Source organism: Pantoea dispersa (assembly GCF_035783935.1).
GTDB classification, from domain to species: Bacteria; Pseudomonadota; Gammaproteobacteria; order Enterobacterales; family Enterobacteriaceae; genus Pantoea; species Pantoea dispersa_C.
Genome location: NZ_JALKOV010000036.1, coordinates 1 through 397 on the forward strand (window position 1 = coordinate 1; position 397 = coordinate 397).

Sequence of the window (397 nt, forward strand, 5' to 3'; positions counted from 1 at the left end):
ATTCATCAGCGGCCTGTGGTATGCCACGCTAATAGCGCTAATAAGCTTTGTTTCTACCGGCGTATCCACTCATTTTCCGCAGATACTGGCCGCTTATGGCATGCCTGCCGTGACGGGCATGCTGTGGGGTGGGGGGCAGGTGAGTGTCCGACTGCTGGACGTGGCTTATGGCGCAAATACATCTGCGCTCCGCCTGAGTCTGGTTACCAGCGTTCTGCTGCCAGTCTGTTTTCTGGTCGGCCTTGCAGGTAATGTCACCCCTGTGGCTGTAGCCATTTTTATTCTGGGTTATGGAGCTGTGAACGGAATGAGTACGGTAGTTAAAGCTTTACTGCCTCTTGTGCTGTTTGATCCGAAGCACTATGCCCGAAGAACAGGCGTGCTGCTGTCACCAGCT

Annotated in this window: 1 pseudogene; it reads left to right on the forward strand. The window is 53.9% G+C overall.

The window, feature by feature from the left end:
• A pseudogene (locus MXF20_RS23235) lies at window positions 1-397 on the forward strand (MFS transporter); the annotation flags it as partial.